Source organism: Acinetobacter halotolerans (assembly GCF_004208515.1).
In the GTDB taxonomy this organism is placed as follows: domain Bacteria; phylum Pseudomonadota; class Gammaproteobacteria; order Pseudomonadales; family Moraxellaceae; genus Acinetobacter; species Acinetobacter halotolerans.
Genome location: NZ_SGIM01000008.1, coordinates 130919 through 156074, shown reverse-complemented (window position 1 = coordinate 156074; position 25156 = coordinate 130919). Strand labels below are relative to the sequence as shown.

Here is a 25156-nt window from a genome sequence, read left to right as displayed (position 1 = left end):
ACTACTCTCCTCGAGCAAATAATTTATCTAATTGATGCAATGGAAATGCGCGCCAGGTTGGGCGACCATGATTACATTGGCTGGCAAATTCAGTTTGTTCCATTTGACGTAACAAAGCATTCATCTCTGACAAACTCAATTGTCGATGTGCTCGCACTGCCCCATGGCACGCCATTCCTGCCAATAGCTCATCACGCTTTTGCAACAATCCTCTCGCTTCGTCATTTGGATCAAGATCATTGAGTAGCTCAGGAATAAGTTTTTCAAAATTTGCTTTGTGTAAAATCGCAGGTACGCCACGAACAATCACTTGCTCATCACCATACTGATCGACCTCCAAGCCCAAACGTTGCAATTGTGATTGCAACTCGTCAATACGGGTTGCTTGCATTCGGGTAATCGACACTATTTTAGGGATCAGTAATTGTTGTGATGTCCAGAATTCAGGTTTATCCCATGCGGCTTTCATTTGTTGCAGCAAAATTCGCTCATGTGCAGCGTGCATATCAACAATAATTAAGCCTTCAGTATTTTGTGCCAAAACATAAATGCCATGCAATTGTGCAATCGCAATACCCAGTGGAAACTCATCTACTCTAGATGGTATTTGTTGTTCCGAATCAAGTTCTGCATCATCACGTAACGGCGATAAATAGCTCTTTAGTGCATTATTCAGTTGCGTAGAGCCATTATATCTTGGTTGTTGCGATTGAGATGAATTGTATTGCACTGCCTGAGGTCGACTTTGATTAAACTCAGTAAGTAAATCTGTCGATACATCAGTTTGATTTTGATCATGCGACTGTGGCTCAATCGCATGATTTGCGCGATGCAAAGGAAACTGTTCTTGATACTTAGGCTGCGGCTGGTATTGGGTATTCTCGGTTACCAGTTCATCCACTTTCATCGCTTGTGCTAAATCTGCACTGGCGGTTTGAAACTGAGATAAAGTTGCTTTGGCATAGTGCCGTACGAACTCATGTACTTCACGCTGATTCAAGAAACGGATTTCATGCTTAGTTGGATGGACATTGACATCAATATTTTCAGGATCTACTTCTAGAAACAATAAATAAGAAGAATGTTGATGCCCATGCAAAATTCCTTCATAGGCCATACGCAACGCATGGGAAATGGTTTTGTCTTTAACAATACGACCATTCACATAAACATATTGCATATCGGCTTGTGCTCTGGCATCTGAAGGATGACCTAACCAACCCGACAATCGCATACTGATACTTTCGGCATCAATCCAATAGGCATTTTGAATAAATTGTTGACCCAGTAATTGTTGTACTCGTTGGTAACGCAACTCCCCACTATCAGCAATCGGTAAATTCAAACGTATATGATCGTTATGCTCAAGTACAAAACGAATATCGAAATGGGTTAAGGCCAAACGGCGTACAATTTCTTCGATATGACCAAATTCTGTGCTCGGTTTTTTCAAAAATTTACGGCGAGCAGGCACATTAAAAAATAAATCTTGCACGCGAATATGTGTGCCTTTTTGTGCTGCGACAGCTTGTACTTGTTGGTGATCAAAAGCCGTGCCATTGACTTCAACTTGATAACCAATCCCAGCTTCATCTTGGCTACTGGTCACTGTCAACCGTGAAACCGCAGCAATAGAGGCTAATGCCTCACCCCGAAAACCTAAGCTCACAATGGCATGTAAATCTTCAGCTGTTTGAATTTTACTGGTGGCATGACGCATCACGGCCAATGGTAAATCTTCAGCGTGAATGCCATTACCATTATCAATGATTTCGATCAGGGTCGAACCACCTTGAGCAATACGAATAATCAGCTCAGTTGAACCCGCATCAATCGAGTTTTCTAATAACTCTTTCACCACTGAGGATGGGCGTTCAATCACCTCACCAGCAGCAATCTGGTTGGCTAAAGCGGCATTGAGTGTATGAATACGACGCGTTGAATCATGCACCATTCAATTGTTCCTGCAAGGTTTGAAATAACGATTCTGAGTTCACTGTTAAAGTTACAAATCGGGTTAATTCATCGTCCGATTTTTGGATATCAACAACAACATCCGCTTTAGGAATTTCATCACCACCTTTTGATGGCCACTCAAATAGAAATAACGCATCCTCTACTTCCAAATAATCACGGATTCCCATCAGCTCCAACTCATAAGGATCATCTAAGCGATAAAGATCAAAATGGAAAATTTCTTTACCCTGAATCGTATACGGTTCTACCAACGTATATGTTGGACTTTTGACCGAACCCTGATGCCCTAAATGTTGGAGAAAATAGCGTGTGAATGTGGTTTTACCTGCACCAAGATCCCCAATTAAATAAATAACGCCTGAATGCACATGTTGAGAAAGGACTTGTGCAAAATGTTGAGTGTCTTGTTCATGATTTAAGGTAAATTTCACTGAATATGACATGGCAAATAAAACAAAATTGGGATGGTGGCTATGATAACATTGCGCTGCTTTAAAGCCTAATAAACAGCTTTTAAACTGGATTATTTTACAGCGTTCACTCTAGGTTAGTATTGTTGCATGAAACCCATCATTGAATTCACACCACCACTCATCAATGGCGTGAGTGCCAGTAAAGTTTTTTTACCCAATGATATTTCTACACCTACTATTTTTGAGTATTTGTGTCAGCATTTTTCTCATATCCAATCTCAAGAATGGCAACAACGCTTTGATGATGAACTGATTTATGCTGCAGACGGCTCAATATTACAATTAAATAGCCCTTATACGCCGAATACTCATATTTTTTATTATCGTTTTTTGGCGTATGAAATCCACGTGCCCTTTCAACACGAAATTCTGTATGAAAATGATGATCTCCTTGTGGTGGACAAACCGCATTTTTTAACGATGAGCCCAACTGGTCAATATGTTCAAGAGACATTATTGGTTCGATTGAAAAAACAAACTGGCTATGTCGATTTAACCCCAATTCATCGGCTTGATCGTGAAACAGCAGGTGTTGTTCTATTCTGTAAACGAGCTGAATCACGTGGTATTTATCAACAACTGTTCGCAGAACGAAAAGTTCAAAAAACTTATCACGCCATTGCGGGCTATCGTCCTGAACTCAAATTTCCACAGACCTTACAACTGCATTTAGAGAAAAGTGATCCTTTTTACACTATGCGAGTTAATGCGAATAAACCCAGTAACACTGAGACATTGATCGAATTGTTAGATCACGACCAAGCACACGCAAAATATCAACTAAAACCAAAAACAGGTAAACAACATCAGTTACGTGTACATCTAAATTACTTAGGCATTCCAATCATGAATGACTCATTTTATCCAACCGTTGTTCACAAAGCAGATGAAGACTTTAGTCATCCATTACAATTACTTGCAAAAGCAATTCACTTCATAGATCCCATTTTAAATACACAAATGAGCTTTAGCTCTAACTATGAACTAACACTGTAAACACAACGTAATGACAAAAATTCTATTTTTTCACTGCAAAAATATTGAAATTACATTGTGATCGTTTAAAATACATGACCATAACTAAAAATATTTGGTCTTATCCTTCATGCGAAAAACAGAAGTTTATCAGGTTCGACTTGATTCACAGGAAAAGAAACAAGCCTTTGCCGTTTTTAAACAGCTTGGTATCTCCCCTGCTCAAGCAGTCCGCCTTTTCTTTAAACAGGTGGTGCTTACCAAATCTATTCCTTTTGCAATTGAAAACCAGAATATCAATATGGAACAGTTGCTCAAACTGCGGAAATCAAAAGCGACAGCAACAACAGAGAATCCATCAGATGTGAATATTGAAGATGATCATGAGGATTTATTTGAAGAGCTGAATGCACTTTTAGGCGAAAGTGACAAAACTTAACAATGTTGCATTTATACACAAGTTTTTAATTTTTAAGCTGAATTTTTTTCGCTATCCTGACAGTCCAAATAAAACGATAAGCTATAGGATGAATTAAGGATGATTGTAAAGCGAGCAACCAAAGAAGACCTCCATCAATTGGCAGTCTTATTTGATGAATATCGTCAGTTCTACGGTGCTTCATCCGATGTTGTGCAGTCTTTCCAATTTTTAAATCATCGATTTGACAACAAAGACAGTGTCATTTTTATCCATGTTAAAGATGAAATTTTTACAGGCTTTGTTTTACTTTATCTCGCCTTTTCCTCTGTTGCTTGTGAAACCTATTATGTATTAGATGATGTCTACGTTACGCCGACTTATCGGAAACAAGGTTCTGCAAAACAATTAATCGATACGGCCATTCTGTTTGCCCGTCATGAAAATGCTCAACGAATTACGCTTGAGACACAAAAAAATAATTATCAATCCCATCAGCTCTATGAAAAAATGGGATTTATCCATGACGATGAATTTAAAACATTTCACTGCTTTTTAAAATAATTACACATCCAATTGAATATTCTGACTCAACTGCTTTTGCGAAGGTGTTAAATAAAGATACTCACCTTCGTCAAGCCGAGGAAGTTCCAGTAATCCGATTTGATGCCGATGTAAAGATTCAACTTTATTCCCAACGGCTGCCAACATGCGTTTAACTTGATGATAGACACCTTGATGAATGGTCATCGAAAGGTGATTTTCTGAGATTAACTCGACACCGGTTGCCGCATACACACCCTTTTCATTACGCAATTCCACGCCCAACTCTAATTGTTGTTTTTGTTCAGTGGTTACTGGATCTGCCGTAGTCACATGATAGACCTTGGGTACATGTTTACGTGGATGAGTAAGCGACTGTAGATACTGACCATCATCTGTCAACAATAAAAGACCTGTCGTATCTTGATCTAAACGTCCTACACACTGAATACCACGATGAATAAGTATCTCAGGCAATAAGCTAAACACACTTTTATGATGGGTTGCTTGATGTGAACACTCATAACCTGATGGTTTGTTTAACGCAATATAAACATGTTCCCGATATAGATAGTCTTCACCAAAAACCTGAAAATGGAGCTGACCAAGATTAAAGTTCTGTTTCGGGTTATCACACACTTGGTTTTCAATGCATATAGCACCATTTTTAATCAACTGTTGGCAATACTTACGTGAACCAAAACCTTGAGATTGCAATATTTTTTCCAACAGCATAACCAAACCCTAAATCTAAACTCAATCTATTGTACTTGATTGCAGCACTTACTGGTGTTTGCCTCCCCCTCATTCTTAAATTTTATAATTTATTCACAATTTCTTCATATGTAATAGAAACCCTACAAAACCCTCGTGAAACTCTATCAATCTAGAGGTTGCGCTCCATATTTTTACTCGAAAGTCTTGTTACATTTATCTCAAGTTATCAAGAATATTGTCCAGCACATAAAGGACAAGGAGTTTCACCATGAAATCGAATATTTGGTTATATAGCATTCTATTAGCAAGCGCTTCAATGATGTCTGTTGCTCATGCAAATAATACAACACGTGTTGCTGCAACATCTGCTTTAGGTAGTGTTGTGGGCACAGCCGTCGGTAAAGAGCTCGGTGGACATACAGGCGCAATGATAGGTTCTGCAATCGGTGGCGCTGGTGGAGCTGCAGCATCTAGCAATAAACGTAATCGTACTGAAGCTGCAATTGGTGGCGGTTTAGGTGGTGTCGGTGGCTATACTGTTGGTAATAACATGGGTGGTACCAATGGTGGATACATCGGCGCAGCAGTTGGTGCTGCTGGTGGTGCAGCCTTAGGCAATAAAGTGGGACAAGATCGTGATGCCGATAATCGTCGTTATGATAATCGTCGCTCTTATGACAACCGTCGTTATGATGATCGTCGCGATTACAAATCACGTAAAAAATCTCGTCATGACAATGGCTTGCATCGTGGTTGGTACAAAAATCGTTAATCAGATAAAAATACTTTACCTCTTTAGCACCTTCGGGTGCTTTTTTTGTTGTATCGAATAGAAACATTATATCGAAAAAAACAGATATACAGGTCTTGGTACATATCGTATTATATCGATATATACAAATGAGAATCGATGATGAAATCATTGCAAGATATTAAGTTTTCTATTTTAGAATTAGCACCCGTTCGAGATGATAAAAGTATTGAGTTTTCACTGCGCCATGCACTTGAACTCGCTCAACATGCTGAAAAGCTAGGTTATGAACGATTTTGGTTAGCAGAACACCACAACATGGATGGTATCGCCAGTTCAGCAACCGCAGTGCTATTGGGTTTTATCGCAGCGAATACTCAGCATATTCGTTTAGGCTCGGGTGGCATCATGCTCCCTAATCATGCTCCCTTAGTTGTGGCGGAACAGTTTGGGACATTAGCCACGCTTTATCCAAACCGTTTTGAACTCGGTTTGGGACGTGCACCCGGAACAGATCCACTCACTATGCGTGCATTACGTCGCGGACGCCAAGAAACTGAGGATCAATTTCCTCAAGACGTAATGGAAATCTTACAGTACTTCAAAGCGCCACAAGCTAACCAAAGAATTATTGCCACACCAGGGCAAAATACGCATGTACCTGTTTGGTTATTAGGTTCAAGTCTGTTTAGTGCACAGCTCGCTGCAAAGCTCGGACTTCCCTATTCATTTGCTTCGCACTTTGCACCAAGAATGTTAGGACAAGCGATCGAAATTTATCGTGATAATTTTCAAGCATCAGAATATTTAGACAAACCTTATGTATCGATGGGTGTGCCAACTGTGGTTGCAGCAACTGATGAAGAGGCACAATATTTATCCACCAGTTCTTATCAACGTATTTTAAATCTCATTCGTGGCCATAGTCTAAAACTCAAAGCACCTATTGAATCTACTCAAGGCCTTGCAACTAGTGCTGAGCAACTGGCGATTCAGAATTTTTATGCAATGGCGCAAATTGGTTCTCAAGCTACCGTCAAAGCAGGATTAAATAAAATCGCGACACAATATGACATTGATGAGTTCATCTTCACTTGTGATATTTACAATACACACAAGCGTTTAGAGAATTTTAATCTATTGATGGATGTTAAAAACAGCTAAGTTCTTAACCGAGTGAAGTAAGTATTATTGATAATAATGATACCTACTTCACCGTTCCAAGATACTTATAAACAGTATTGGTTTTAGCGTAACGTAAATATTTGCCTTGTGGCTTATAATCTTTATCTAACAATATGATATCAACGGTATTCATATTTTCACTGCTACGGATATAATCAGGTGTACTATGCCCCACTTCATGATTTTTACAGTCAAAATCAACTTTGATATGATCTAATTGCGCACTTTTCGTTTGGAAAGCTTTCGCTGCTTGCAACTTGCCTGCTTGAGTCAGTTTAAACGCATTTATAGCGTAAGCACCTATACAACTACTTCCCTTATAGTAACTTTTTACCAAATAAATTGGCTGTTTGTTTACAAACTGAGTCTGTTTTACATCTAATATAAACCCCGTCTTAATAGGGGTTAATATCGTTTTTCCAGCTTTTTGGGCTTGTACATAGGAGGAATATTCTCCCATGGTTCCACCGCCGCCTATATCAAAGGTATAAAACTTTAAAGTCTTATCAGGTGAAAAATGGATGCGCAAATTATATTGTTCTTGGACACTTGAAAAAGCATAATTAAAACTAGCTGAATCATGCGCTAATTTATTTACGACTTCAGACTCAATCTCTTGATTCACTTCATAAAAGTTTTTTTGTCCGTATTTTTTTGCCAGATTTTTTTCAAACTGTACCAAAGACTCTGCATAAGTCTGGGAAATAAAAATAAGTGGTAATAACAGAACAATATTTTTCATTCTAATTTTCCAAGATATTTAAATCATCAAGTTTAAATTAAAGAATGTAAAACAGTCGTCTACATCCTTCAATCAAACATAAGATTTAACCAATACGACGTTTTAGGCCTGTCGACTGTAAGATACGAGTTGAAATTTCCTCAATCGACATTTCAGTGACATTTAAGTATTTAATCCCTTCTGAAATATAAATACCCTCGATTGCACGTAATTCCATCTGACATTGACTAAAGCTTGCATAACGACTATTTGCTTTTCGCTCACTCCGAATCGCAACTAGACGTTCAGCATCGATCATTAAACCAAATAGCTTATTTTTATGTGCTTTCAATACTGTTGGTAGACGGTTATCGTCCAGATCTTCTTCAGTTAAGGGATAATTTGCAACCCGAATCCCAAATTGTAGTGACAGGTAAATCGAAGTTGGGGTTTTCCCAGAACGTGAAACACCTACTAAAATCAAATCCGCTTTATCATAATGGCGTGTTCGCGCACCATCATCATTATCCAGCGCAAAATGCACCGCATCAATACGTGCCTTGTACGACTCAGAGTCTGTTACTGCATGCGTTTGACCAACCAATGTCGTAGGTGGAATACCTATTTCTTGTTCAAGTTTACTAATTAAGCCTTCAAATACATCCAAATTTACGGCTTTGGCAGTATTGATAATTTCACGGGCATTTGGATCAACCAAAGTATCAAAAACCAACGGTAAAGAACCATCACGTTTTTGACATGCATTGATTTCTACAACCACATTCATTGCCGCTTCTTCAGTGGTGATATAAGGCATAATATGAATGTCAAAATCTACGTTTGGAAATTGCGCAAGTAGTGAATGCCCAAGGGTTTCTGCGGTGATTGCGGTCCCATCTGAAATAAAAAATACGCTCCGTTTAATTTGTTTACTTTCGGGCATCAAAATTCTCCTTAAACATTTGTCTTAGTGCTCTATAATCTTTATAGTAAACTCATCTAACATGACTGTCGCTTAGTAAAATACTAATTCTAAGCACTTTCGTATAATTTCATACCAATGATGGTCATTCATACTGCAAAAAAAGTGGAGTAAATACTTTGGAAGCGCGCGTAATCGGTCTGGAAAAACTAGGGAAACACGATGTCGAACTCGTAGGTGGGAAAAACTCATCTCTAGGCGAAATGATCAGCCATTTATCCAATGCTGGTGTATCAGTACCTGGTGGTTTTGCAACGACTGCAGCTGCCTATCGTGAGTTCTTAGATCAAAGCGGTTTAAACGCTCGAATTCAGGCTGAATTGGCTCAACTGAATGTTGACGATGTAAATGCACTTGTTGAAACTGGTGCGAAAATCCGTAAATGGATTGTTGAGACTCCGCTTACTGCCACATTAGAACAAGAAATTCGTGATGCTTTTGCAGCACTTTCAAACGGTAATCCAGACATCGCTGTTGCTGTACGTTCATCCGCTACTGCTGAAGACCTCCCAGACGCTTCATTTGCAGGACAACAAGAAACTTTCTTAAACATTCGCGGTATTGATAACGTTCTTATTGCGATTAAAGAAGTTTTTGCTTCCCTGTATAATGACCGCGCAATCGCTTATCGTGTACACCAAGGTTTTGAGCATAGTGTTGTTGCCCTTTCTGCTGGCGTACAGCGTATGGTTCGCTCAGAAACTGGTGCTGCTGGTGTTATGTTTACCCTAGACACAGAATCAGGTTTCCGTGATGTCGTGTTTATTACCGCGTCATATGGTTTGGGTGAAATGGTCGTGCAAGGCGCAGTTAACCCTGACGAATTCTACTTATCTAAACCACTATTAAGCAACGGCAAACACTCTGTTTTACGCCGCAACCTCGGTTCTAAACACCAAAAAATGATTTATGGAGAAGAGGGTTCTACGGGTAAATCTGTAATGGTAGTTGATGTTGAGAAACCAGAACGTCAACAATTTGCATTAAATGATCACGAATTACACGAATTAGCCAAACAAGCGCTAATCATTGAAGAACATTATGGTTCTCCAATGGACATCGAATGGGCTAAAGACGGTGATGATGGTCAAATCTATATCGTTCAAGCACGTCCAGAAACAGTAAAAAGCCGTCAAAATGTCGGCACAATGGAACGCTACCTACTCAAACAACGCGGCACAGTAATTTGTGAAGGTCGTTCAATCGGTCAGCGTATTGGTTCTGGTAAAGTTCGTGTTGTTACCTCGATTAAAGAAATGGACAAGGTTCAAGACGGTGATGTTCTTGTCTCTGACATGACCGACCCTGATTGGGAGCCCGTCATGAAACGTGCGGCTGCGATTGTAACCAATCGTGGTGGCCGTACTTGTCACGCTGCAATTATTGCTCGTGAACTCGGTGTTCCTGCAATCGTAGGGTGTGGTAATGCAACAGAAGTCCTGACTGATGGTCAAGAAGTGACTGTTTCTTGTGCTGAAGGTGATACAGGCTTTATCTATGAAGGCGCGTTAGACTTTGAGGTTCAACGCAACTCGATTCACTCGATGCCTCAACTTCCGTTCAAAATCATGATGAACGTAGGTAACCCTGACCGAGCATTTGACTTCGCTCAAATTCCAAATGAAGGAATTGGGCTTGCTCGTCTTGAGTTCATCATCAACCGTATGATCGGCGTGCATCCAAAAGCTTTACTCAATATTGAAAGCTTACCACGTGAAACACGTGCTGCTGTTCTAACTCGTACTGCAGGTTATACCTCGCCAATCGAGTTTTATGTCGAGAAGTTAGTTGAAGGTATTTCAACACTTGCTGCTGCATTTGCTGGGAAACCTGTCATCGTTCGTATGTCTGACTTCAAGTCAAATGAATATGCAAACTTAATCGGCGGTAAGTTATACGAACCAGAAGAAGAAAACCCAATGTTGGGCTTCCGTGGTGCGAGTCGTTATGTTTCTGACAACTTCCGTGATTGTTTTGAGCTTGAATGCCGTGCTTTGAAAAAAGTACGTGATGAAATGGGTTTAACCAACGTTCAAATCATGATTCCATTCGTTCGTACTGTTTCCGAAGCTAAACGTGTCATCGAATTACTTGCGCAAAATGGTTTGAAACGTGGCGAAAATGGCTTGAAAGTCATTATGATGTGTGAATTACCAACCAATGCTTTATTGGCTGAACAATTCCTTGAGCACTTCGATGGTTTCTCGATCGGTTCAAACGACTTAACCCAATTAACACTCGGTTTAGACCGTGACTCTGGCATCGTGTCTCATTTATTTGATGAACGTGATCCAGCAGTGAAAGCCTTACTTTCTATGGCGATTCATGCTTGCCGTAAAGCAGGAAAATATGTGGGTATTTGTGGTCAAGGTCCTTCTGATCACCCTGATCTTGCAAAATGGCTCATGGAACAAGGTATTGAATCTGTTTCACTTAATCCTGATTCAGTTCTTGATACTTGGTTCTTCTTGGCTGAAGAAAAAATCAAGCAAGCTTAACCACTATTGTAAAAGACCCCACTGGTGGGGTCTTTTTTCATCATTTGTGATAGAGATTTAGAACATATGCAAATTTACTTGGCTCGTAATAATCAGCAAGCTGGTCCATATACCTTAGAACAAATTAACCAAATGCTTGCTAGTCAACAAGTTCTTCTTACTGATCTTGCATGGCATGAAGGGATGGCAGAATGGAAAACGCTCGGTGAATTAACCCAAGGAAAACTTGTGTATGAACCAATTGGTCATACATCGACTCCATTTCCAGCGCCGATTCAAACCGAAACAGTATCTCCTACTCAATCCTATCAGTCTAAGATCGCGGTTCAAGAAAGCAATGTTGAACTGGCATCGATTGGTTCTCGTGCCTTAGCCAAAGTGGTTGATCTCATGTTGTGGTTACCTGCCTTGGCGATTCCATCATTTTATTTCAATGATGAACAACAGCAACAGCTGGTTGAGTTGCAGACACAAATGCAGGCAACTGAATTCGCGTCTTCCAAAGCCGCTGAACTGCAACAACAATTATTTCAACTTATTCCAGTTGAAGCATGGCAGAGCATCATGATCTATCTCGTGGTCATGCTTATGATTCAAGCTTATTTTATTGCCAAATCAGGTCAGAGTATCGGCAAAAAACTCACTCGAATTAAAATTGTTGATGTTGAAAACAATAATCAAGTGAGTTTAATTCGCTCTTTTTGGCTGCGTAGCGTTTTATTTATTATTTTAAACTTCCTGTTAATTCCTATTATCACCATTATTGATTATGCATTTGCACTTGGCAAAAACCGCCAAACTCTACATGATAAATTCGCTAAAACCAAAGTGATTAAGCAATAATTACAAATCAATAAAGAAAAGAGGATTAAATCCTCTTTTCTTTATATTAAGCTGATATTTATAGAAAAAGCATACCGCCAAATAACAATCCCTACAAAATAAATCGGGTTTTAAAACAAGCATTTCACACCACTTTATCAGTAGCTTAGTTTTTCAATATGAGGCATAATGCCCAACAACGTAGCGGTGTCGCATGTTTGTTAAGCATTTATTAAAAGAAATTCTTAGCAAACATGCGACACTTTATTCGCTATCCCATAATTTAATTAGGGAATGGGACTCTTCACCGAGGTTGTAAAATGAGACAAACGATTTTAGCTGTATTGTCTTTATCAACGCTTGCTGCACTCTTAACTGGGTGTGGTGGTGATATGGTACTTCTAAACAGTAAAGGTCCAGTTGGTCAGGGTCAAGGTAGCCTGATGATGACTGCGATCTATCTAATGCTATTGGTGGTCATCCCATCAATCATTATGGCATTATGGTTTGGTTGGAAATATCGCGCGTCAAATAAAGATGCAGACTATAAACCTACTTGGGCACACTCTACGACAATTGAGATCGTTGTTTGGGGTGTTCCAGTCATTATTATTGGTATTTTAGCTTGGTTAACTTGGTGGGGTTCCCACAAGTATGACCCTTACCGTCCATTAGAATCAGATAAAGCACCATTAACGATTCAAGCAATTGCTGAACAGTTCAAATGGGTATTTATCTATCCTGAGCAAAATATTGGTACGGTAAATGAAATACGCTTCCCAGTAAAAACGCCACTCAGCTTTAAAATCACCTCTAACTTCACAATGAACTCATTCTTCATTCCACAGTTAGGCGGTCAAATTTATGCGATGGCAGGTATGCAAACTCATCTTCACTTATTAGCAGATGAGCCAGGTATCTTCCGTGGTATTTCTGCGAACTATTCTGGTTATGGCTTTTCACAAATGCGTTTCATGGCGCATGGTGTTACTGACGCAGAATTTGCACAGTGGGTTGAAGCGGTAAAAGCTGGTAATGGTACAAGTATCAATCCAGAAGCAATTCAAAAAGGTACACTTGACCAAGCTGAATTAGCAACTTTACGTGATGGTAACCGTTCTAAACATCAGATCGAAGTTCTAATCGCCAAAGCAAAAACACCAGAAGAGAAACAAGCGGCTGAGGAAATGAAATCATATCCTACTGCCCCACATCCAGTGACTTATTACTCTTCGGTTGAGCCTAAATTGTTCGAATCTGTAATCAATCAATACATGAGCAACTATCATGGTGCAGATCACTCAGCTTCTTCTGCTGACCACACCACTGATGTTGAACATGCGACAGCTTCTACAGAGGAATAAGACATGTTTGGAAAGTTAGGGTTGGATGCAATTCCACACGATCCAATCGTGTTGGTGACTATTGCATTAATGGTTTTAGGTGGTATCGCACTTCTTGCAGGTATTACTTATTTCAAAAAATGGGGCTACTTGTGGAACGAATGGTTCACATCTGTAGACCATAAAAAAATTGGTATCATGTATATCATTGTATCAGTGGTCATGCTTCTGCGTGGTTTTGCTGATGCAATCATGATGCGTTTACAACTTTTCCTCGCCAAAGGTGGCGGTGAAGGTTATTTACACCCAGAACACTACGATCAGATTTTCACTGCGCATGGCGTAATCATGATCTTCTTCGTAGCAATGGGCCTTGTTGTAGGTATGATGAACATCGCCGTTCCACTGCAAATTGGTGCACGTGACGTGGCTTTCCCATTACTAAACTCTTTAAGCTTCTGGTTATTCGCCGGTGCTGCTGGTTTAATGATGGCATCTCTTGCACTTGGTGAGTTCGCAGCAACAGGTTGGATGGCTTATCCTCCTCTATCGGGTATTGAGTATTCACCTGGTGTTGGTGTTGATTATTATATTTGGGCACTTCAGGTTTCTGGTCTCGGTACGCTTTTAACAGGTGTTAACTTCTTTGTTACTATCATTAAGATGCGTGCACCAGGCATGAAATTAATGGACATGCCGATCTTCACTTGGACTTCCCTTTGTACGGCTGTATTAATCATTGCTTCGTTCCCTGTATTAACAGGTACACTTGCAATGCTTACGCTTGACCGCTACTTCGGTTTCCACTTCTTCACAAATGAGCTTGGCGGTAGTCCAATGCTTTATGTGAACTTGATTTGGACTTGGGGTCACCCTGAAGTATATATCTTAGTATTACCAGCATTTGGTCTATACTCAGAAATCGTAGCAACCTTCTCTCGTAAAGCGTTGTTCGGTTATAAGTCAATGGTGTATGCAACGATCGCGATTACTGTATTGGCGTTTGTTGTATGGCTTCACCACTTCTTTACCATGGGTGCTGGTGCGAACGTGAATGCGTTCTTCGGTATCATGACCATGGTTATTGCGATTCCTACAGGTGTGAAGATCTTCTCTTGGTTATTCACCATGTATAAAGGTCGTATCACCTTCACGACACCAATGTTATGGACGCTTGGCTTCCTCGTAACTTTTGGTATCGGTGGTTTGACTGGCGTACTTATGGCTGTTCCACCTGCGGACTTCCTTGTACACAACTCATTATTCTTGATTGCTCACTTCCATAACGTGATTATCGGTGGTGTGGTGTTTGGTATGTTTGCCGGCATCATTTTCTACTGGCCGAAAATGTTTGGTTGGAAACTCAATGAAGCATGGGGTAAAGCATCATTCTGGTTCTGGTTCATCGGTTTCTATTTTGCATTCATGCCACTTTATATCCTTGGTTTCATGGGTATGACACGTCGTTTGAATACATATGACAACCCTGAATGGGATCCATACTTAGCGATTGCATTGTTTGGTGCTGTTTTGATTGCAATCGGTATTGCATGTTTCTTAATGCAAATCATCGTTGGCTTCTTACAACGCAAAGACAATATGGACTACACTGGCGACCCATGGGATAGCCGTACATTAGAATGGGCAACTTCGTCTCCAGCTCCATTTTATAACTTTGCACATGTTCCTGCTGCTGATGGTATCGATCGCTTCTGGACAGACAAAGAAAATGGTGTAGCTTACGCTCGCAATACTAAATATGAAGATATCCACATGCCGACAAATCGTGCTGCTGGTTTCGTCATTGCGATGTTCATTACCATTCTTGGTTTTGCTCTCATCTGGCATATTTGGTGGCTTGCTGTCGTTTCATTCGTCGCTGCTATTATCAGCTTCATCGTAAGCTCATTCACCAAGAATGTGGATTACTATGTTCCTGCTGCTGAAGTAGAACGTATTGAGAATGAACGCTATGCGTTACTTGAAAAACACTTGAAGAAGGACTAAGGATATGGCTGAAGTACTTCATCACGATAACCACGGACATGACGGTCATCACGAACATGATGATACCGACTTAACGGTCTTTGGTTTCTGGACATATTTGATGAGTGACTTGATCCTTTTCGGATCACTCTTCATCGCATTTGCTGTATTAAGCAGTCATATTCCACCAGGTACACCTAGTGCATACGACTTATTCCATGATTCTTTGGGATTCGTATTAGCTGAAACCTTTGCACTCCTTATTTCTTCTGTGACATTTGGTTTTGCAGTACTTGCATCTTATAAAAAGAATGTTAACCAAGTTCTTTTATGGTTAATCATTACTTTTATTTTTGGTGCAACGTTCATTGGGATGGAAATCTACGAATTCCATCACCTTGTTCATGAAGGTTATGGCCCAACTAAGAGTGCATTCTTATCAGCGTTCTTTACTTTAGTTGGTACACACGGTATCCACGTAACTTCTGGTTTAGTGTGGATGATCGTACTCATGTATCAAATCAAGAAGAACGGTTTGACACTACCGAATACACGTCGTCTTGCTTGCTTAAGCTTGTTCTGGCACTTCCTTGACATCGTTTGGATCTGTGTATTCAGCGTCGTTTACTTACTGGGAGTTCTCTAATGAGTAGTCATGATCATAATGCTGCTGGCGCATCACACGGTAATGTAAAACAATACACGATTGGTTTTATCCTTTCTGTCCTGCTCACCATCATCCCTTTTGGGATGGTGATGGCTGGTGGTTTCAGTCGTGGTGTTTTAGTAACAGTGATTGCAATCACTGCCGTGGCTCAGGTACTTGTACAACTTGTGTATTTCTTACACATGAATACATCATCTGATCAACGTTGGAATCTTATTGCATTTATCTACACAATTTTATGTATTGCTGTACTTTTAGTCGGCTCTGTGTGGATTATGAATTATCTACATTACAACATGATGATCTAAACTGATTGACATGTTGAAAAAATACCTATTCCTGACTAAGCCAGGAATTCTCTTCGGTAATTTCATTACCACCTTGGGCGGCTTTTTTCTAGCCGCCCAAGGCGCTATAGACCTCTTGTTATTATTATTGACCTTAATTGGAACAACATTCGTCGTTGCATCAGGTTGTGTAGTTAATAATGTAATTGATCAAGACATCGACCAAAAAATGCAACGCACCATGAACCGTGCACTTGTTAAAAAAACCATCTCCTCCCCCATAGCATTACTTTATGCCTTGGTACTTGGTGTGATTGGCTTTAGCATTCTCTGGTTCTATGTCAATGCTTATGCATTTTTATTCGCAGTTCTTGGTTTTGTGGTCTATGTCGGTTTTTATAGTTTGTGGACGAAACGCACCACAATCCATCAAACCGTCATTGGTAGTATTTCTGGAGCGAGTCCTCCTGTTATTGGTTATACGGCTGTTAGTCATCAATTCGATATGGCTGCTCTTTTGATTTTTGTCGCATACGCCTTATGGCAAATGCCACACTCATGGGCAATCGCAATCTATCGCTTTGACGATTACAAAAACGCAGGAGTTCCTATTTTACCTGTAGCCCGTTCTATTCTCCGAACAAAAATAGAATCACTTATTTATGTGGTTTTATTTACACTGGCGATGAATGCGCTGTATGTCTATGGATACACCGATGTTATTTTTCTGGTGATCTGTAATGCACTTTGCGCGTACTGGTTCTACATTGGTATTTTAGGGTTTAAAGCTGAGAACGATCAGCTTTGGGCAAAACGATTTTTCTTATTTTCAGTGATTTTAATTACTGTGATTAGTTTGAGCTTTAGTTTTACATTCAATAGCCCTGCACCTTTCCTCCCAATTTTTTAAAAAGATAGAGGTCAACTCTATCTTTTTATTCCCATATCGAAGCTTTACGGCCTTACTTCACGCCAAACGGCGAATATCGCTTGCGATTTCAACTAAACCTGTCTAAAATCGCAGCTTCGCAATTTGCGACATAACTTTTTAAGTTATGACTCCTTGCTTCTAACATTGTTGTTAGGGGCTGTTTAAACCGTAAGGAGCTGACAATGCGTCATTACGAAATCGTACTTTTAGTACACCCAGATCAAAGCGATCAAGTTGTAGGTATGGTAGAACGCTATATCTCTCAGATCAAAGAAGCTGAAGGTCAAATTCACCGTTTAGAAGATTGGGGCCGCCGTCAATTGGCTTACCCGATTAACAAGATTCATAAAGCGCACTACATTCTTATGAATGTTGAATGTGGTCAAACGACTCTTGATGAATTAGAAGAATTGTTCCGTTATAACGATGCAATTATTCGTAACATCATTATTCGTCGTGAACACGCAATTACTGAAGAATCTTTACTTGCGAAAAGTGCTGAAGAAAAACGTGCGCGTAAAGCTCAACGTGAAGAAGCACAACACGTCACTCAAGAAGCTGAATAAGGAGAACCTCAATGGCACGTTTTTACCGTCGTCGCAAGTTCTGCCGCTTTACAGCTGAGAAAGTTGCGTACATCGACTATAAAGATATCGACACTTTAAAACAGTACATTACTGAAAACGGCAAGATTGTTCCTAGCCGTATTACAGGTACTAAAGCTCGTTATCAACGTCAATTAGCATTAGCTATTAAACAAGCTCGCTATTTGTCTTTGATTCCGTACACTGACAACCATAAGTAAGTGAGGTGAGCTGTGGACGTTATCTTATTACAACGCATTAAAAATCTTGGTAAATTAGGCGACAAAGTATCAGTGAAAGCTGGTTACGGTCGTAACTTTTTGATTCCTCAAGGTAAAGCAGTTGCTGCTACTGAAGCAAATACTTCTGCTTTTGAAGCACGTCGTGCTGAACTTGAGAAACAAGAAGCTGACATTTTAGCTTCTGCAAATGCACGTGCTGAACAATTGAACGAAGTTAATATCGTTATCACTGCTAAAGCTGGTGATGAAGGTAAACTTTTCGGTTCTATCGGTACTCGTGACATCGCTGATGCTTTAACTAATGCTGGTCTAGTTGTAGATCGTGCAGAAGTTCGTTTACCAAACGGTGCGCTTCGTCACACTGGTGAATTCAACATCGCAATTCAATTGCACCATGATGTTGTTGCTGAAGTACTCGTTACGATCGTATCTGAGTAATTTTTGCAAAGAAAAAGAGCATGTTTTACATGCTCTTTTTTTATGCCTGATCCTAATGTTTTTCAAATAAATCCACACATTGAAAATGCACTTAACCCATCTCAAATAAATATTTCACATAATTCTTCGCACTCTGCTCAATCTCATTTATGGTGGGCTGAATCTCCCCTTCTTCTGGATTGGTATCCATCCCATAAAAAGTATACATCGGTTGGTAATCAGCTTTCACATAATGTGCTGTAAGCTCAAAAGGGGAACACAATTCTTTCAGGCTGAATTGGTATCGCCCATTTGTTGAATAGTCTTTCTCTTTAATACCCGCCGACACAGCCAGCGTTATTTTCTTATTTTTTAAGTGATTCCCTGTTGAACCATAAGCCCAACCATAGGTAAGCACATCATCCAACCATTGTTTTAACAATGGAGGACAGTTAAACCAATAAATCGGGAATTGAAATACCAAATCTTGATGTGCATCAACCAAGGCCTGTTCTTTCGTTACATCAATACGGCCATCAGGATAACTCGTATAAAGCTCATGTACAGTGAACTTATCTGGATATTGTTGTAACTCTTCAATCCAGCGTTTATTAATGACGGAATTTTTAATATCAGGATGAGCAACAATCACTAAGGTTTTTTTCATTCTAACCGACTCCAAAATCATAAATATTTTCTTTAATAAGCGAGAAATACATTATAGGAATATGCTAAACATAATTGAAGTACGGTAATTATGGTTATATACTATACCAAAAGTTAGTGTAAGAAGAAAAATGATGGAAGTTTGTGCCCCACCACTCATAGATTTAGAACAAACAGATTTTGGATATACACTTTCGTTGATCAATGGAAAGTACAAAATGATTATCATGTATTGGCTTTATCAGCATAAACCAATCATGCGATTCAATGAATTAAAGCGCTCGATTGGCAATATTTCATTCAAGACTTTAAGTCTTACCTTGAAAGAAATGGAAAGAGATCAACTTATTATTCGTAATGAATATCCTCAAATCCCGCCCAAAGTTGAATACAGTCTGTCAGAACGTGGACTCTCATTGATTCCACTTTTAGACATGATGTGCCAATGGGGAGCTTCAAATCGAATCTAGAACTTAAACTACACTTTTTCACCAATTAAACAATTTTTCTAAATTAAGTTCACTTGATGTGATTCATTTGGATTAAGATAGTCACTCGGTTATGTTTCATCTTTTTATTAGGTCTTGTTATGTCACAGGCGAATGCCAATTTTACAAAAAATCCTCCAAAGACAGAGAGTAAAATGAGTGACTCAGGTCAACTAAAGGAATTCCGTACTCCTCCCCACAATCTTGCTATTGAGCAAGCTGTACTTGCTGCATTGATGACGGTTGCTGAATCATTTGAACAAGTCAGTGACATGCTCAAAGAAAATGATTTTTACGCGACACGGCATAAATATATCTATCGCGCAATTGAGAAACTTGCCCAAGAAAACTCACCTTATGATGCAGTTTTAGTCAATGATTGGTTACTTAAACAAAATCTACTCGATGCAATTGGTGGCGAAGAATATTTAATGCAATTGATGGCTGATTCGCCTTCAAGTTTTTATAATCTTGAAACTTATGCCAATAAAATCAAAGAATTTTCTACCTTACGTACAATGATCAAAGTAAGTACGGATATTCTACAAAATGCTTATGATACGAAAGGTCGTCCAGTTAGCGAAATCCTCGATCTTGCTGAAACCCAAATTTTCTCACTGGCTGAACAGCACAATAATAATAAAAAAGATTCAGGGCCTAAATCGATCAGCTCAGTCACTGCTGATGTAATTACAAAACTTGATGAACTTTCTAAATTAGAAGGGAGTATCACAGGTTTAACCACTGGCTTCCTTGAACTCGATAATAAAACCTCGGGAATGCAAGCTGGAGATTTAATTATTGTTGCAGCGCGTCCATCAATGGGTAAAACCACCTTTGCGATGAACTTGGTCGAAAGTGTTCTGCAATACAATCGATTGCCTGCACTGGTTTTTTCTATGGAAATGCCAGCAGACTCGATCGCTATGCGTTTGATTTCCGCGATGGGGAAAGTCCATCAAGGACACTTGCGATCAGGTAATCTTGATGCGGACGAGTGGACCAAAGTCACAGGTACAATTTTGCAACTACAACAAATGCAATTGTATATTGATGACTCCTCTGCCTTACCCCCAACTGAATTGAGAGCACGTGCACGTCGTATTGCCAAAATGCATGATGGCAAAATTGGCTGCATCATGGTTGATTATTTACAGTTGATGAAAGTTCCAGGCATGGGAGATAACCGTGTCGGTGAGATTTCTGAAATTTCTCGAAGCTTGAAAGCATTAGCAAAAGAAATGCAATGCCCTGTGATTGCACTATCACAGCTTAACCGTAGTTTGGAGAACCGGCCAAACAAACGCCCTGTTATGTCTGACTTACGTGAATCAGGCGCCATCGAGCAGGATGCTGACTTAATCATGTTTATTTATCGTGATGAAGTCTATAACAAAGAGTCTAAAGAAGCTGGAACTGCTGAGATTATTATCGGAAAACAGCGTAATGGCCCGATTGGTTCTGTCCGTTTAGCGTTTGAAGGTCAATACACGCGTTTTAGTAATCTTTCACCAGAATTCTATGCGCAATATGATAACGATGAATAATACTTGATTTAATACCTGCTTTATATACTTTTCCAAGTCGTCCCAAAGGAGAAATCAGGGTGCGCCAAGCAACAGTTTATATTGACAGTTCTGCGCTGCAATATAATTTAAACCGTGTCAAACAACTTGCTCCACATTCAAAAATTGTAAGCATGGTTAAAGCCAATGCTTACGGACATGGAATCAAAGATTGCTTAGCCGCCTTAGAGAGCACAGATGCCTTTGGTGTCGCCTGCTTAGAAGAAGCCATTGAGATCAGGCAACTTGGATATACACAGCCGATTACATTAATTGAAGGCGTTTTTTCAGCAGATGAAATGGTAGATGTAATTCAATATCAACTTGAATGCATCGTTCACCGTATCCAACAAGTCGAATGGTTGATTGCACATAAAAATACTTATAACGCACTTGGCTTAAAAGTTTGGATAAAATTAAATAGCGGCATGAATCGTTTAGGTTTTAAAAGCTCTGAAATTATTGATGTGATCAATCGTTTAAAGGTGGAAGGTTTCACTTGTGTATTGGCCATGCACTTCGCCAACGCAGATGCAGACCACGCTTTAAACGAACAACAAATAGCTCAGTTCTTACAAGTAAAACAGGCTTGTGAGCCGATCATGGCTTCTTGTTGTAATTCCGCCGCGATTTTTAAATACCCTAAATTACATTTCGATTTTGTCCGTCCGGGAATCATGCTTTATGGTGCTACCCCCTTTGCAGATCAAGATGTTCATAAACTTGATTTAAAACCTGTCATGACCTTTAGTGCGGAAATCATTGCATTAAATCATATTCAACAAGGTGAGCATGTCGGTTATGGTTCAAGTTTCACTGCAGCAAAAAATATGAATATCGCCATCGTCTCAGTTGGGTATGGCGATGGTTACCCACGTGTTTATCAAAAGCCAAACTTCGTTGCGATACGCGATCAACTTGTACCTGTCATTGGTCGTGTCAGTATGGATATGATTGCCATTGATGTTACAGATATTGAAGCTGAGATAGGAACTCAGGTTGAGCTTTGGGGGAAAACACGTTTAGTCGATGATGTTGCAGATGCCAACGCTACCATTGGATATGAACTGCTGTGTCGTTTAACACAAAGACCATCACGACGAACATACAAGTAACTAAACAATACTTGTGCGCTTTTTTTGTTTTATCTTTAATACAGTTTTGACGATTTAACTGAAAAAATGTTGAAACTCATCTACGATAATCCACTCTATAAAATGCCGATACAGCAATTTGTTCTTTTTCTGGCACGAATTTCACTCGGCATTTTCTTCTTCACAACAGGTTTCAATAAACTTTTTGTTGAGAAAAATAAATTAATTATGCTAGAAACCATTATTGATGCTGGCATACCATTTCCTGAGATGATGAGTAGCTTTGTTTCAGCCACGGAAATGCTAGCTGGCTTCTTGCTGATTATTGGATTATTTACACAAATCAGCAGTATTTTATTATTTATCATTTGTCTTACTGCACTTTACACGGTTGGAATTCACACGATTCCGCCCAATCTAGATTCCATCAGCTGGCTCAGTTGGTTTTTTTATGTTCACGACCTTCTGTATATGCTGATCTTGGCGATACTAATCACATCTAAACCTCAATGTATGGCATTAGATCATTTTATAAGCAAAAAACTTAGATCTTAATATGAAAATGCTTTACAAAAGAGATGCTTGATAAGGTGATTGGTTCATTTTTAGATTTTTATACACCATAATCTTTTGTTGGTTCAGGCAACTCTTGTAGACCACGGCGCAAGGTTTCTGACCACTGTTTACTGATCTGAGTGAAATAAGGATCTTCTTCATTGATACGCTTGGCAGCAGGGCTTTTAAAACTATCTCTATGATAAACCAAAGCATCTAAAGGCAAACCCACCGAAACGTTAGAACGCAACGTCGAATCAAAAGAAATTAATGAGCAACGTAAGCCTTCACTTAAAGGCATCGTATAGTGTAATGCACGATCTAAGATGGGCTTGCCATATTTACTCTCACCAATTTGGAAATATGGTGTATCCGTTGTCGCACGAATAAAATTACCCTCTGGATAGACATTATAGAGTTGCATGTCCTCACCTAAGATTTGACCACTCACCAAAATGCTGCATGAATAATTCATTTGTTCATGTGTATTGGTCGTAATGTCTTCTAAAACACGCCGTAAAGTTTTGCCGACCAATTCAGCAACCTCGAACATGGTATTTACCGTATAGAGATTTGGCTCTTGATGTAAAGTTAAAGCGTTTTGAAGATGGCCAAGCACAGCTTGAGTCGTTGCCAAGTTGCCTGCTGTTTGCAATGCGATAAAACGCTCTCCGTCCACGCCAAAGGTATGCAATTTACGAAATACAGAAATATGATCAACCCCAGCATTGGTTCGAGTATCACTAATCAGCACCAAACCTTGCTCTAATCTTAATGCACAACAATAGGTCATCTTTCTCTCTTTACATTCAACAAGCCAGTACCTGAACCGTAGACATCATACTTTCAATGCCACCTTGCTCACGAACGCCACGAATCGGTGCAACATCAAGGTAATCACGTCCAACTGCAACATAGATATGACTCTGAGGCGTAAATATTTGATTACTTACATCGAAACAATACCATTGATTATCCAAAAAAACCTCAGCCCATGCATGACTGGCAAGGTGGGGTTGATTTCGATCGTACAAATATCCCGAAACATAACGTGCAGGTAATTGTAACACCCGACACATCGCAATTAATACATGTGCATGGTCTTGGCAGACACCTTGACCCGCATAAAATGCATCAATCGCTGAGGTTGTGACAGAGGTACTTGCTGGTTGATAAGCGATTTGTTGTAAAATTTTCTCTGATAAAAGAATCAAATGTTGACGATCTTTAACTTTAACCACCGAATGTGCAAAGTCTGACATGGCTAAATCACAACAGGTGATTGCAGTACGTTGCTGAAAAAGCATTGGGGTAAGATCACTTTCAAAATAACCAAATTCAGTATCTAATAAATCAACAATCCCCTGTGCCATGATGGTTAAATAGCGATAATCATGTCGTTGAGTTGCAGTAATCCATAAGTTATTAAACGCATCTCGCTTACACGTGTATTGCCCCGGCACACTCACATGCCAAGTCTCAACAATTTGATGCTGAGAACTTTGCGGCATCATTTTTATAGACTGCACACTATTCCGTGCAGTCTCAGTATAGCGATAATGGGTTTGGTGATTCACCATTAGCTTCATGAGCTTACCTCGAATTGATTTTCCAGCTTATAAGTAAATGCATAAAACTGATTTAAATAAGGCTGATCTTTCAATATTTCCCAACTCGGTTTTAAATCGTCCCAACCTAAATGGAATAACCGCTCAATGACGGGTTCAATCACAGCAAGCGCATTGTTAATATTATGTTGAAAACGGAAGTATGTATCGAGTCTCTCTACATTTTGGCCAATCTGTAGAAATAAACAGATCTCCTCTTGCTCGTCGTCTAAAATTGCACAACATTGCTTCACTATATCACCAATCGTCAAAGCATCTGATGGGGCATTTTTAATGAGATGATTGAGTTCCGCATAAGCTTGAGCCGATAACAATCCTCTTAATTCTTGAATATTATTTCGCGCAATCTCAAACTGACTCAACAATGAATAAGGTTGCTTTCGATCCAACATGAACTGATTTAAGTTTTCAGCATCCTCGATCGGCAAATAAAGTGCTTGAGCAAACGCTGCGGCTTGCTGATCAGTTGTTAATGGTAACTGTTGAGCGACATGGCCAATCCTAAATAAATAACGTCCTAACCAATAAATATGTTCGGCATTTGAGCGAAGTAAAACCATACATGTCCTCCCTTATATATTGTAAAAATTCCCTAAAACACGTTTCGATTAAATACAGTTTCGTGTTTTAGGTTAAAGCTC

Annotated in this window: 28 protein-coding genes; 19 read left to right on the top strand and 9 right to left on the bottom strand. The window is 39.5% G+C overall.

Annotated elements, in window-relative coordinates; translation table 11 throughout:
* Position 1 precedes the first annotated feature (1 nt).
* Together mutL and tsaE are read right to left on the bottom strand one after the other, a co-directional pair.
* Positions 2-1954 (bottom strand): DNA mismatch repair endonuclease MutL, encoded by a 1953-nt coding sequence (mutL, locus tag EXE30_RS10990; RefSeq protein ID WP_130162415.1) that lies wholly within the window; start codon positions 1952-1954, stop codon positions 2-4.
* Positions 1944-2420, bottom strand: a complete 477-nt coding sequence (gene tsaE, locus EXE30_RS10985; RefSeq protein WP_130162414.1) for a tRNA (adenosine(37)-N6)-threonylcarbamoyltransferase complex ATPase subunit type 1 TsaE — start codon at positions 2418-2420, stop codon at positions 1944-1946. Before tsaE ends, mutL begins: the two co-directional genes overlap by 11 nt.
* Positions 2421-2537: 117 nt before the next feature.
* Here tsaE and EXE30_RS10980 point away from each other — a divergent pair, with 117 nt between their 5' ends.
* The 3 genes from EXE30_RS10980 (at position 2538) to EXE30_RS10970 (ending at position 4407) form a co-directional block, all read left to right on the top strand.
* Positions 2538-3446 carry a pseudouridine synthase gene (locus EXE30_RS10980; protein WP_130162413.1) on the top strand — a complete coding sequence of 303 codons (909 nt, stop codon included), beginning with the start codon at positions 2538-2540 and terminating at the stop codon, positions 3444-3446.
* 109 nt (positions 3447-3555) lie between these two features.
* Positions 3556-3864, top strand: a complete 309-nt coding sequence (locus tag EXE30_RS10975) for a type II toxin-antitoxin system RelB/DinJ family antitoxin (RefSeq protein WP_004670645.1) — start codon at positions 3556-3558, stop codon at positions 3862-3864.
* A gap of 99 nt (positions 3865-3963) precedes the next feature.
* Entirely contained in the window at positions 3964-4407 is a 444-nt protein-coding gene (locus tag EXE30_RS10970) for a GNAT family N-acetyltransferase (RefSeq protein WP_130162412.1), read from the top strand.
* Here EXE30_RS10970 and EXE30_RS10965 read toward each other — a convergent pair whose 3' ends face one another.
* Positions 4408-5121 (bottom strand): pseudouridine synthase, encoded by a 714-nt coding sequence (locus tag EXE30_RS10965; protein WP_130162411.1) that lies wholly within the window; start codon positions 5119-5121, stop codon positions 4408-4410.
* Between the two features lie 250 nt (positions 5122-5371).
* On the opposite strand from EXE30_RS10965, the gene EXE30_RS10960 reads away from it, so the two are divergent.
* Complete coding sequence (locus EXE30_RS10960) at positions 5372-5875, top strand: glycine zipper 2TM domain-containing protein (RefSeq protein WP_130162410.1); 504 nt, start codon at positions 5372-5374, stop codon at positions 5873-5875.
* Positions 5876-6016: 141 nt separating this feature from the next.
* On the top strand, positions 6017-7018 hold the full coding sequence (locus EXE30_RS10955; protein WP_165382405.1) for an LLM class flavin-dependent oxidoreductase: 1002 nt from the start codon (positions 6017-6019) through the stop codon (positions 7016-7018).
* Positions 7019-7061: 43 nt separating this feature from the next.
* Here EXE30_RS10955 and EXE30_RS10950 read toward each other — a convergent pair whose 3' ends face one another.
* Complete coding sequence (locus tag EXE30_RS10950; protein ID WP_130162408.1) at positions 7062-7781, bottom strand: hypothetical protein; 720 nt, start codon at positions 7779-7781, stop codon at positions 7062-7064.
* An 85-nt stretch (positions 7782-7866) separates the two neighbouring features.
* The gene (gene ppsR / locus EXE30_RS10945) at positions 7867-8703 is read right to left on the bottom strand and encodes a posphoenolpyruvate synthetase regulatory kinase/phosphorylase PpsR (protein WP_130162407.1); all 837 of its coding nucleotides are present in this window, start codon (positions 8701-8703) and stop codon (positions 7867-7869) included.
* Positions 8704-8861: 158 nt separating this feature from the next.
* On the opposite strand from ppsR, the gene ppsA reads away from it, so the two are divergent.
* From ppsA to rplI, 10 genes are all read left to right on the top strand, one after another.
* Positions 8862-11240, top strand: coding sequence for a phosphoenolpyruvate synthase (gene ppsA / locus EXE30_RS10940; protein WP_130162406.1), 2379 nt, complete (start codon positions 8862-8864; stop codon positions 11238-11240).
* A gap of 66 nt (positions 11241-11306) precedes the next feature.
* A complete protein-coding gene (locus EXE30_RS10935; RefSeq protein ID WP_130162405.1) occupies positions 11307-12083 on the top strand; it encodes an RDD family protein in 777 nt (258 codons plus the stop codon).
* A 299-nt stretch (positions 12084-12382) separates the two neighbouring features.
* A complete protein-coding gene (cyoA, locus tag EXE30_RS10930) occupies positions 12383-13426 on the top strand; it encodes a ubiquinol oxidase subunit II (protein WP_130162404.1) in 1044 nt (347 codons plus the stop codon).
* Positions 13427-13429: 3 nt separating this feature from the next.
* Positions 13430-15412, top strand: a complete 1983-nt coding sequence (cyoB, locus tag EXE30_RS10925) for a cytochrome o ubiquinol oxidase subunit I (protein ID WP_130162403.1) — start codon at positions 13430-13432, stop codon at positions 15410-15412.
* 4 nt (positions 15413-15416) lie between these two features.
* Entirely contained in the window at positions 15417-16037 is a 621-nt protein-coding gene (gene cyoC / locus EXE30_RS10920) for a cytochrome o ubiquinol oxidase subunit III (protein WP_130162402.1), read from the top strand.
* Entirely contained in the window at positions 16037-16366 is a 330-nt protein-coding gene (locus tag EXE30_RS10915; protein WP_121929670.1) for a cytochrome o ubiquinol oxidase subunit IV, read from the top strand. Before cyoC ends, EXE30_RS10915 begins: the two co-directional genes overlap by 1 nt.
* Before the next feature lie 10 nt (positions 16367-16376).
* Positions 16377-17255 carry a heme o synthase gene (gene cyoE, locus EXE30_RS10910; protein WP_130162401.1) on the top strand — a complete coding sequence of 293 codons (879 nt, stop codon included), beginning with the start codon at positions 16377-16379 and terminating at the stop codon, positions 17253-17255.
* Positions 17256-17458: 203 nt separating this feature from the next.
* On the top strand, positions 17459-17842 hold the full coding sequence (gene rpsF / locus EXE30_RS10905) for a 30S ribosomal protein S6 (protein WP_004670631.1): 384 nt from the start codon (positions 17459-17461) through the stop codon (positions 17840-17842).
* Positions 17843-17853: 11 nt separating this feature from the next.
* A complete protein-coding gene (gene rpsR, locus EXE30_RS10900; RefSeq protein ID WP_004648825.1) occupies positions 17854-18081 on the top strand; it encodes a 30S ribosomal protein S18 in 228 nt (75 codons plus the stop codon).
* Positions 18082-18093: 12 nt separating this feature from the next.
* On the top strand, positions 18094-18540 hold the full coding sequence (gene rplI, locus EXE30_RS10895; protein WP_130162400.1) for a 50S ribosomal protein L9: 447 nt from the start codon (positions 18094-18096) through the stop codon (positions 18538-18540).
* A gap of 91 nt (positions 18541-18631) precedes the next feature.
* Here the strand turns inward: rplI and EXE30_RS10890 are convergent, their stop codons facing one another.
* The gene (locus EXE30_RS10890) at positions 18632-19186 is read right to left on the bottom strand and encodes an NAD(P)H-dependent oxidoreductase (protein WP_130162399.1); all 555 of its coding nucleotides are present in this window, start codon (positions 19184-19186) and stop codon (positions 18632-18634) included.
* Between the two features lie 133 nt (positions 19187-19319).
* Between EXE30_RS10890 and EXE30_RS10885 the strand changes: the two genes are divergently transcribed.
* From EXE30_RS10885 to EXE30_RS10870, 4 genes are all read left to right on the top strand, one after another.
* Complete coding sequence (locus EXE30_RS10885) at positions 19320-19655, top strand: winged helix-turn-helix transcriptional regulator (RefSeq protein ID WP_130162431.1); 336 nt, start codon at positions 19320-19322, stop codon at positions 19653-19655.
* A 119-nt stretch (positions 19656-19774) separates the two neighbouring features.
* Positions 19775-21220 (top strand): replicative DNA helicase, encoded by a 1446-nt coding sequence (gene dnaB, locus EXE30_RS10880; protein ID WP_121929666.1) that lies wholly within the window; start codon positions 19775-19777, stop codon positions 21218-21220.
* A gap of 59 nt (positions 21221-21279) precedes the next feature.
* The gene (alr, locus tag EXE30_RS10875; RefSeq protein WP_130162398.1) at positions 21280-22353 is read left to right on the top strand and encodes an alanine racemase; all 1074 of its coding nucleotides are present in this window, start codon (positions 21280-21282) and stop codon (positions 22351-22353) included.
* Between the two features lie 66 nt (positions 22354-22419).
* Positions 22420-22887 (top strand): DoxX family protein, encoded by a 468-nt coding sequence (locus EXE30_RS10870; RefSeq protein WP_130162397.1) that lies wholly within the window; start codon positions 22420-22422, stop codon positions 22885-22887.
* Positions 22888-22945: 58 nt separating this feature from the next.
* On the opposite strand, the gene EXE30_RS10865 is transcribed toward EXE30_RS10870, so the two are convergent.
* Genes EXE30_RS10865 through EXE30_RS10855 form a run of 3 tightly spaced genes read right to left on the bottom strand, consistent with a single transcriptional unit; the run spans position 22946 to position 25075 of the window.
* Positions 22946-23680 carry a proteasome-type protease gene (locus tag EXE30_RS10865; RefSeq protein ID WP_130162396.1) on the bottom strand — a complete coding sequence of 245 codons (735 nt, stop codon included), beginning with the start codon at positions 23678-23680 and terminating at the stop codon, positions 22946-22948.
* 16 nt (positions 23681-23696) lie between these two features.
* A complete protein-coding gene (locus EXE30_RS10860; protein ID WP_130162395.1) occupies positions 23697-24476 on the bottom strand; it encodes a transglutaminase family protein in 780 nt (259 codons plus the stop codon).
* Positions 24473-25075, bottom strand: coding sequence for an alpha-E domain-containing protein (locus EXE30_RS10855; protein WP_130162394.1), 603 nt, complete (start codon positions 25073-25075; stop codon positions 24473-24475). Before EXE30_RS10855 ends, EXE30_RS10860 begins: the two co-directional genes overlap by 4 nt.
* Positions 25076-25156 lie beyond the last annotated feature (81 nt).